Raw genomic sequence first — 7,752 nt, forward strand, 5'->3', positions numbered from 1 at the left:
CATTCTTGCATTTGGGTGCGACACCGCTCGATCAGTGCGGGCATGTCGTCCAGGCTCAGCCCGGCGGTTGGGATGGGTGGCAGCGAGCGCACCTTCACCGTGCCGCTGTGCCAGCGGTTCAGGTGCATGTGGTTTTTGTAGTTGCTGGCGCACAAGGGGATGATCGGCACGCCTGCGTTGATGGCCATCTGGAAGGCGCCCTTCTTGAAAGGCAGCAAGCCCTTGCCAAGGTTGCGCGTGCCCTCGGCAAATACCCAGATCGAGGTGTCCTTGTGCTGCAATGTGTCGGTCGTGGTGATCATGGCGCGCTTGGCCTGATCCGCATTGCTTCGGTCAATCATCACATTGCCCGCCAGCCAGTAGAGCTGGCCAAACAGCGGCACCCATTTCAGGCTTTTTTTGCCGATGGTCACGGTGCGCTCTGGCACCAGGCTGCCCAACACGAACAGGTCGTAGTTGGACTGGTGGTTGGCCACGATCACGCACGAGCGTTGGTGCTGCATCAAACCCTGGGCATCCATGTCCAACCTCAGGCCCAGGATGCGCAAGGCCGGCACCGAGTAGATGCGCGCGCACAAGCGGCTGTTGTCAGGGTTGAATGGCCTACAAACGCCGATCAGCATGCCCAGAACGCCCGACACCAAAAAGTGCACAAACATCAAAAGCATCCGCACGGAATAAAGCATCAGGTCGCCCATCAAGTCACTGGCGCGAAGTGTACGCGGCCCCGCGCGGGCACCAGTTATCCCCCGCCCGTAAAATCGGCGCATGAGCAGCGCGATCACCCCCAGCCCCACCCAGGATTTCCGGACCATCGGCCTCATCGGCCTGGCCCATGGCACCTCGCATTTCCACCACATGCTGTTGCCGCCCTTGTTCCCACTGTTCATCCGCGACTTCGGCCTGACCTACTCCGAGCTGGGCTTGCTGGTCACCTTGTTTTTTGTCATCTCCGGCGTGGGCCAAGCGCTGGCCGGTTTTCTGGTGGACCGCGTGGGGGCGCGCCCCGTGCTGTTGGCGGCCTTGGCTTGCTTCGTGGCGGCCTCGCTGGCCGCAGCCTCGGCACACAGTTACCACGGCTTGATGCTGGCCTCGGCCCTGGCCGGCCTGGGCAACGCACCCTTTCATCCTGCCGACTTCACCATCCTCAACAAGCGCGTGTCAGCGCCTCGCTTGGGCCATGCCTTCTCCATCCACGGCATTTCCGGCAACCTGGGCTGGGCCTTGGCGCCTGTGTTTTTGATCGGCATCAGCACCTGGGCGGGCGATTGGCGCACCGCCTACCTGGCCACGGCCTTGATCGGCCTGGGCGTGCTGGCGCTGTTGCTGCTCAACCGCGATGCCATCGACGACCACCAAGGCAGCTGGGGCCATGAACACAAGGCTACCTCAACGCAGCATGCCGCCAGCGAACACCCCATGGCCTTTTTGAAGCTGCCTTCGGTCTGGCTGTGCTTCTCGTTCTTCTTCTGGACCACGGCCGCGCTCAGTGCCATCCAAAGCTTCGCCAGCCCGGCGCTGGGCCGCATGTACGGCCTGCCGGTGTCGATCACCGCCTTTGTGGTCACCGGCTACATGCTGTGCGGCGCGGTGGGCATGGTGCTGGGCGGCTTCCTGGTCGCCAAGGTGGCGCGGCTGGAGCGCACCATCGCCGCCGCCATGACCTTGGCCGCCCTGCTGCTGCTTTTAACCGCCACCGGCTGGCTACCGCCCTACCTCGCAGCGGGCGCAGCGGCCTTGGCCGGTTTTGGCACCGGCCTGGCCGGCCCCTCACGCGACATGCTCATCAAGCGCGCATCGCCCCCTGGGGCCACGGGCCGTGTCTATGGCACGGTTTATTCAGGGCTGGATTTGGGCTTTGCCGTGGCCGCGCCCATCTTCGGCGCCATGCTGGACCACGGGCACCCCAGTGGCATCTTCTACGGTGCGTCGTTCGTGCTGGTGCTGGGCATTGCCTCAGCCAGCTTGGTCGGCCTGCGCATGGCGCGTGGCGCGGTCACCAGCCGGCCCGCTTTGGCGTAACACCGCGATCGCCTCGCGCGACCAGCTGATCCAGCTTTCCTCGTACATGATCCCGGTCTTCAGGATCATGTGCTGGATCTGCGCCTCGCGGGACAGGGGCTGCTTGTCCGCCCCAAAGTCTCGCTGCTCGATGGCCCGATAGGCCTGCAGCTTGGCCTGGTGCAAGGCCAGCCGGCGCTCCAGCTCGGTATCCAACCCCAAGGGCCCCACCACGGCATCGGCGCGCAGGCGCACCATCAACTCGTCGCGCATGTCCATCGGCGGGGCGGGCTCACGCGCCCAACGCTGCAACTCTTGCTGGCCATCGCTCAGCACACGGTAGATGCGCTTGCGGGTCTTGCCCCCATCGGGCGCCGCTTCTGAGGCGATCCAGCCGGCCTTTTCCATGCGGGCCAGCTCACGGTAGATCTGCTGGTGGGTGGCGTGCCAGAAAAATCCGATCGACTTGTCGAAGCGCCGGGCCAGGTCGTAACCGGACGAGGATTTTTCGATCAGGGAGGTCATCAAGGCGTGGGACAGGGACATGGGCTTAGTCTAAGACGCCACAGAGGTAGACTTTGGCCCATGCACCTCGATTTTGGAGACCTCTTTGCTCACTGATACTCGCCGGTGGTTATGGCGCGCGTTGGCGGTGCTGTTCCTGGCGCTGGGCTTGATTGGCGCGCTGCTGCCGGTGATGCCCACGGTGCCTTTCGTGCTCGCGGCGGCCTGGGCAGCCGGCAAAGGCTGGCCAGCGCTTGAAGCGCACTTGCTGAACCACCCCACCTTCGGCCACCCCATCCGTCATTGGCGTGAACATGGCGCCGTGCCACGCAAGGCCAAATGGCTGGCCTGTTTCATGATGTCGTGCAGCGCCATCATGCTGTGGTTTCTGCCCATCCCAGATTGGCTGCGTTGGGGCGTGTATGGCACTTTTTTGGTCGTGAGCCTGTGGTTGTGCACGCGGCCCTCACCGCCCACCGGCCCTTAAGGCTTCGCCGGCAAACGCTGATCAATCCAGCCCTGGATGTCGGCCATCACCGCCTCTTAGCCCGCGTCAGAGTGCAAAGTCGGGCGCGGGCACCATGAAGTCAAAACTTTCGAAGATCAACCCGGTCAACTCGGCTGTCATGTCATTCTCCCGAATGGATTTCGCACCGGTGCGTGGCACGGACGAAGAAACCTAGGCCAGGCATGCAATGTCCGCGCCGGGTGGCGCAGACCCTCAAGGCCGTGGATGGGCCTGGCGCATCAACTCAATGTAGCGCTGCGCCCCCAGCCCCAATGGGCGCTCCTTGATCCACACCACATCGGCCCACAGCCGCACCTCGTTCGACATGTTGGCAAAGACGATGTCCACCAGCGTGCTCGGCCCCATGTGCGGCGTGGTGAGCGAGCGCGGCAGGTAGGCCCAGCCCAGGCCCGACTGCACCAGGCTCAGCGCCGTCTGCGGGTTGTCAGTGCGCCAGACCTGGCGGGACAGCAGCAGGCGCGGGTCCACCTGCTCCTCGTCGCGGCCCACCACCACCACCTGGCGCAGATCAAGCAGATCGGCCGGGCGCAGGCGCTTGTTGGCGGGCCCCAGTGTGGCCAGCAAAGGCGGCGCGGTCAGGATCTCGACCTCCAGCGCGGGGAACTCTTGCGCCAGCACCGCCAGCGGGGCCTGCCAAGCAGCGGTCAGCAACTCGGGCGCGATGGCCATGCTCAGGCGCCGCTCCAGCCCCCGGTGCAATGACAAGGCGTGGCCCTGCAGCATGCGCAGTTGGTGGGCCAGTTGCCGCGCGGCGGGCTCCAGCGCCTTGGCCGCCTCAGTGGCCGTGGGCTCGCGGCCCGTGCGGTCAAACAAGACCAGGTCCAGCTCGGCCTCCAACTTCTTTTATCTTCAGAAACATAGATATACATTCGAGGCCTCACCACCGTCGGCACCGATCCGGTCACAGGCACTTTGACATGCAAGGACTCAAGCGCAAGCTGGTTTACGTCACCCTTTTCGAGCTCATCGCCATCTGCATGAGCAGCACGCTGCTGGCGCTCATCTCCACGCGCGATTCGTTCGTGTACGCCGGTGTGGCGGCGGTGGTCTCGTCTGCCATTGCCCTGCTGTGGAACTTGGCTTACACCTCGGGGTTCGAGTATTGGGAGGCTCGGCAGGCCAAAAAGGGCCGTGGGTTCATGCGCCGCGTGGCGCACGCCTTGGGCTTTGAGCTGGGGCTGGTGGTGCTGCTGGTGCCGGTGTTCGCCGTGCTGCTGGGGCTGAGCCTGTGGGATGCGTTTGTGTACGACCTGGGGCTGATGGTGTTCTTCATGGTCTACACCTTTTTGTTCAATCTGGGGTTTGACCATGTGTTTGGGTTGCCTGCGTCGGCGATGCCTGCGCCAACGGCGGAGGCCAAAGAGCTCTTGCTAGACTGACCAGATGGATGCCCGTGTAGACCACCTGCTTTTGGAAGCTCTGGCCCTTGCGCCAGAGGAGCGTTCGCTTGTGGCGCTCTCCTTGCTTCACAGCTTGCAGAGCGATGGTGCCACCGATCAAGCCGTGACTGAATCATGGGTGTCCGAAGCCAGGCGGCGCAATGAGGACATCACGGACGGGCGTACCAAAGCGGTTCCTGTTGAAGAATTCAGGAACTGGTTCAATTCGTTGTAATGGTTCGCTTGGTTGTTTCTCCCGCCGTGAGCAGTGGCGCCAAGTGCTCCTTGAGCGCACCAGTTGGGCTTCCACTCTCGACATTGCCAGACAGCGCCACAATGCCCGTATGAGCCTGCAATCCGTCCAAGCCTTCCTCGATCAACACGCGCCCGACATCACCATCCTGCAGACGCCAGAGCCCACCGCCACCGTGCTTGACGCAGCCCGGGTGCATGGCGTGGCGCCCGCGCAGATCGCCAAGACGCTGTCGCTGTGGCTGAAGGACGAGGTGATCCTGCTGGTGATGGGCGGTGATTGCCGCCTGGACAACCGGCGCTTCAAGGAACACTTTGGCAGCAAGGGCAAGATGCTGAATGCCGAAGAGGTGGTGCATTGGACCAGCCATCCGGTGGGTGGGGTGTGTCCGTTTGGCTTGCCGCATACGCTGCGGGTGTTCGCGGATGTGTCGTTGCGGCGGTTTGAGGTGGTGCTGCCGGCGGCGGGGGCCGTCAATGCGGCGGTGCGGATTTCGCCTGAACACCTGGCCCTGTTGACCAAGGCGGAATGGGTGGATGTGGCGCAACTGCCTGAAGAGGCCCCTTCCTTGAAGCAGCTGTTGCTGTCTGACCAAGCGCGTTTCGACTTGATCGCGCCTGTTCTTAGAGAAACAAAGCGGCGCAAGGCCGAGCCGCTGTAACGGCCACCAGCCCAACTCACCAATCAAGCAACCTGGCGCAGCTGTCCACGGGTCCGGCCATGCCTTCTTTGATGGACTCGCGCATGCCGGGCACCGAGAGCAGGCAGAGCGTTTCCTGAATGGCCTGCCAGTCCTCTGCTGCCAGAAGCACCACGTCATGGCGCTTGCCAGCAATGGTGATGGGCTGATGTGATTTCGCCACTTGATCTATCAGGCGATGGAGGTTGGCGCGGGCTTCACTGGCGGCGAATATTTTCATCCCAACCTTCCATCTGATGAGGCAGCGCCTGCTTGTGCGATGCGCTCGCGGACGCCAGCAAAAACGGTATTGGCGGCAATGCCTTCTCCGCTGTCAGCGCCTTTTTGAATTTCTGCCCGCAGCGAACGTATGACTTCACTGGCGCTGGCATAGCGCCCTTGCTGAATCTGCGATTTGATGAAGGACTCGAAGTGATCCCCGATGACGTAGCTTGATGGCATGACCTTGCCTCCTGCGTTTGAATCCAAAACTCAGGCTATCAAGGATTTATAGCGATGCCAAGTGCCACAGGGCGCCGCCAGATCAACGCCCGTTATCCATGGCGGCAGGCCACGCGGGCAAAGCCCCCATGGACCGCTCGTCATGCGACGGGATCATCGTGATGCTCGGATGCGTTTGCTGCAAATGCGCCAGCGCAGTGATGAGTTGCTGCACATCACGGGGGCTGTGATCGGCCATCATCCGGCTGAGCCAAGGCTTCTCAAACTCCTGCTCCAGCCCCTCCATCTGCCAGACGATGTCACCGATCAGGGCAAATCGGCGTCCGCTGGCCAAGGTGATGAACACGATGATCGAGCCTGGGGTGTGACCAGGCGCAGGCACCAACACCACCGAGCCATCCGACCAGACGTCCCACGATTGTGAGAAGCCCAGGTAAGGCCGATCTTGAAACCCAAAGGGCCGCAGGTTCAAGGGGCCAATGCCGCGAGCCACCTTGGTGGAGCGATGCCCGCCCTCGATGAACTGCGCCTCTGCTTCAGAAATCCACACCGCCGCACCCGGAAAATCCTGGACCCCGCTGATGTGGTCCCAGTGGGCGTGGGTCAGGACGATGCCTGACAGCTGGTCCAGCTGATAGCCATTCGCCAAGAGCTGTTCAGCGGCTGGCCGGCCTGCAAAGACCTTGGTGGTCTTGCGCATCACCCAAGGCAAGGCCAAACGATGGGTTGCCCACTGCCGGCCAATGCCCGCGTCGAACAGCAGGTCGCCCGCCGGGTGCCTCACGAGGACGGCATTCAGGGCAAACCGCCGCACATCGTCAAAGCGCCCACCGCTGAAGGCCATGGCCGCGCGCGATTCAATGAACCCGGTGGGGATGGCGCTGATCGACATGCCCTCGGGCGATCGCACTTCAGGCAGGCGCACCGGCAGAGGCGCCGCGCCTGCGCGGGTGTTGATGGCCTGCGCTGCGGCGGCCAACGACGCCATGCTGGAGAAGATCGGGGCGCATCCAAAGGCTTGCCACTGGGTGGTCATGGTGTTGCGCCTCAGACCCGGAGCAAGCCCCGGAAGCCTCTGGCGGCGTAGTACGACTGCACGCCATTGTGATAAACGAAGACTTGGCCATAGCGCCGGTCACAGAACAGGGCGCCGCCGAGGGCCCTGACCTCGGGTGGCGTTTTGATCCAGCTGGAGGTCTTCAAGTCGAAGTCGCCCAGCTTTTGCAGGGCGCGGTATTGCGCTTCGGTCAGCAGGTCGATGCCCATGGCGGCGGCCATTTCGACGGCGCTGTGGTCGGGCTTGTTCTCTTTTCGGGCGGCTCGGGCTTCGCCGTCGTAGCAGGTGCTTCTGCGGCCGGTGGGGCTTTCTGGGGCGCAGTCGCAGAAGGTGAAGTGGCCGGACTTGGTGTCGTGGCCGATGACGTCGGGTTCTCCGCCTGTGGATTCCATGGCTTGCAGCGATTCGAGGGCGGCGGGGTTGGCTTCAAGCTTGGCGGCCACGTCAGTCCAATCTATGCCGACATGCCGGGGCATGTTTTTGTCGAAGCGGGTTTTGAGGGTTTGAAGAAGTTGTTTGCGTTCTTGAGGTTTCATGGTTTACAAAATGGACTCACGCTTTAGCAGGCTGCGGAAATAGCCATCACACACAGCGTCGCTGCTTAGGTCAAGCGGTCGCCAAGCATTAACGTGGCAACGGCATATTCTCCGTTAGGTTGGTGTGTCCACTAAAGTTGGGCAAGCTTTGTTTGATGATTTATAGCGCCGAAGTTAAACGGCAGCACGTGGCTTCAAAGTTGAACGACAGCTAGGGAGTCACTGATTAATTCCGGCACGATTTGTGCTGCATAAATAGGCAACAGATCCAGAGCCAAGAGGGCGCAGATGAAGCAACAACTGAGCTTTGCCAGCAGCGAGTACGGACTCAAGAAACGAGTGACCCGGCGCG

The 7,752-nt window shown here is 62.5% G+C and carries 11 protein-coding genes and 1 pseudogene; 5 read left to right on the top strand and 7 right to left on the bottom strand.

Features of this window, described 5'->3' with window-relative positions:
- The coding region (locus tag H7225_RS03635; protein ID WP_290659425.1) for a 1-acylglycerol-3-phosphate O-acyltransferase at positions 1-659 on the bottom strand (659 nt) is incomplete at its 3' end.
- A gap of 109 nt (positions 660-768) precedes the next feature.
- Here H7225_RS03635 and H7225_RS03640 point away from each other — a divergent pair.
- On the top strand, positions 769-2,022 hold the full coding sequence (locus H7225_RS03640) for an MFS transporter (protein WP_290659426.1): 1,254 nt from the start codon (positions 769-771) through the stop codon (positions 2,020-2,022).
- On the opposite strand, the gene H7225_RS03645 is transcribed toward H7225_RS03640, so the two are convergent.
- Positions 1,957-2,547, bottom strand: coding sequence for a PadR family transcriptional regulator (locus H7225_RS03645; protein WP_290659427.1), 591 nt, complete (start codon positions 2,545-2,547; stop codon positions 1,957-1,959). The genes H7225_RS03640 and H7225_RS03645 overlap by 66 nt on opposite strands.
- 64 nt (positions 2,548-2,611) lie before the next feature.
- On the opposite strand from H7225_RS03645, the gene H7225_RS03650 reads away from it, so the two are divergent.
- Positions 2,612-2,992 (top strand): YbaN family protein, encoded by a 381-nt coding sequence (locus H7225_RS03650; protein WP_290659428.1) that lies wholly within the window; start codon positions 2,612-2,614, stop codon positions 2,990-2,992.
- A 234-nt stretch (positions 2,993-3,226) separates the two neighbouring features.
- Here H7225_RS03650 and H7225_RS03655 read toward each other — a convergent pair whose 3' ends face one another.
- Entirely contained in the window at positions 3,227-3,871 is a 645-nt protein-coding gene (locus H7225_RS03655; protein ID WP_290659429.1) for a LysR family transcriptional regulator, read from the bottom strand.
- Between the two features lie 80 nt (positions 3,872-3,951).
- On the opposite strand from H7225_RS03655, the gene H7225_RS03660 reads away from it, so the two are divergent.
- The 3 genes and pseudogenes from H7225_RS03660 to H7225_RS03670 form a co-directional block, all read left to right on the top strand.
- Positions 3,952-4,413: a PACE efflux transporter gene (locus tag H7225_RS03660; RefSeq protein ID WP_290659430.1), complete on the top strand. Its 462-nt coding sequence runs from the start codon at positions 3,952-3,954 to the stop codon at positions 4,411-4,413.
- A 4-nt stretch (positions 4,414-4,417) separates the two neighbouring features.
- Entirely contained in the window at positions 4,418-4,648 is a 231-nt protein-coding gene (locus H7225_RS03665; protein WP_290659431.1) for an addiction module protein, read from the top strand.
- A 109-nt stretch (positions 4,649-4,757) separates the two neighbouring features.
- Positions 4,758-5,213 (top strand): annotated as a pseudogene (locus H7225_RS03670) (YbaK/EbsC family protein); the annotation flags it as partial.
- Between the two features lie 130 nt (positions 5,214-5,343).
- On the opposite strand, the gene H7225_RS03675 reads toward H7225_RS03670, so the two are convergent.
- The 4 genes from H7225_RS03675 to H7225_RS03690 form a co-directional block, all read right to left on the bottom strand.
- Positions 5,344-5,586 carry a type II toxin-antitoxin system Phd/YefM family antitoxin gene (locus H7225_RS03675; RefSeq protein WP_290659432.1) on the bottom strand — a complete coding sequence of 81 codons (243 nt, stop codon included), beginning with the start codon at positions 5,584-5,586 and terminating at the stop codon, positions 5,344-5,346.
- Positions 5,583-5,807: a type II toxin-antitoxin system ParD family antitoxin gene (locus tag H7225_RS03680; RefSeq protein WP_290659433.1), complete on the bottom strand. Its 225-nt coding sequence runs from the start codon at positions 5,805-5,807 to the stop codon at positions 5,583-5,585. The genes H7225_RS03675 and H7225_RS03680 overlap by 4 nt, the downstream gene beginning before the upstream one ends.
- Positions 5,808-5,889: 82 nt before the next feature.
- On the bottom strand, positions 5,890-6,843 hold the full coding sequence (locus H7225_RS03685) for an MBL fold metallo-hydrolase (RefSeq protein ID WP_290659434.1): 954 nt from the start codon (positions 6,841-6,843) through the stop codon (positions 5,890-5,892).
- 11 nt (positions 6,844-6,854) lie between these two features.
- On the bottom strand, positions 6,855-7,400 hold the full coding sequence (locus H7225_RS03690; RefSeq protein WP_290659435.1) for a DUF4256 domain-containing protein: 546 nt from the start codon (positions 7,398-7,400) through the stop codon (positions 6,855-6,857).
- Positions 7,401-7,752: the final 352 nt, after the last annotated feature.

This window comes from Aquabacterium sp. (genome assembly GCF_014378415.1).
Lineage (GTDB): Bacteria > Pseudomonadota > Gammaproteobacteria > Burkholderiales > Burkholderiaceae_C > Aquabacterium.